The following is a 731-nucleotide window of genomic DNA, read 5'->3' as shown; positions in this document are numbered from 1 at the left end:
CCCCTCAGGAATGCCGGTCAGAGCAAGATCCCGAACACTGGTGGCAAGCCCTTGATAGCGTGTTAACCCAGTTGGGAAACGAAGGAAAATTAAAGCATATTCGTGCCATAGGTTTAGCGGGTCAAATGCATGGCGCGGTTATACTCGATAAAGCCAACAAGGTGATACGTCCGGCCATCCTGTGGAATGACGGGCGCAGCGCGAAACAATGTCAGACCCTAATGACACAAATCCCTGATGCCAAGGCAATGACAGGAAACCTGATCATGCCGGGGTTCACGGCACCGAAAATAAAATGGTTACAAGAGTTCGAACCTGATAATTTTGCCCGTATCCACAAAGTCTTACTGCCCAAAGATTATTTACGCTTTTTATTATCCGGCCAGTTTGTCAGTGATATGTCTGATGCGGCGGGCACTTGCTGGCTTGATACCGGCAAACGGGCTTGGTCTAATGCCCTCCTTAACGCCTGTGGCTTAACCCAAGATAATATGCCTGCCCTTGTGGAAGGGCCCCACATCACCGGGCAACTTAGCGAGGCTTTATCCCATCGTTGGCATATGCCCCAAGCCAATATTGTCGGTGGTGCGGGTGATAACGCCGCCGGGGCCATAGGTTCAGGAATTGTCAATCCCGGGCAAGCCATGATTTCCTTGGGCACATCCGGCGTCATTTTTGTGGTTACCGACACCTTTCGCTGTAATCCCGATGCCGCATTACACAGCTTTTGC

General features: G+C 51.2%; 1 protein-coding gene. It reads left to right on the top strand.

Going from position 1 to position 731, the window contains the following annotated elements; all coding sequences use genetic code 11:
- Positions 1-731 (top strand): FGGY family carbohydrate kinase (locus V5298_RS15260; RefSeq protein WP_332932307.1); only part of this gene is annotated, 731 nt, incomplete at both ends.

The organism is Alteromonas sp. 14N.309.X.WAT.G.H12 (genome assembly GCF_036697315.1).
Taxonomy (GTDB): Bacteria; Pseudomonadota; Gammaproteobacteria; order Enterobacterales; family Alteromonadaceae; genus Alteromonas.
The sequence above is the reverse complement of the archived record's forward strand: the minus strand, read 5'-3'. Positions and strand labels throughout refer to the sequence as shown.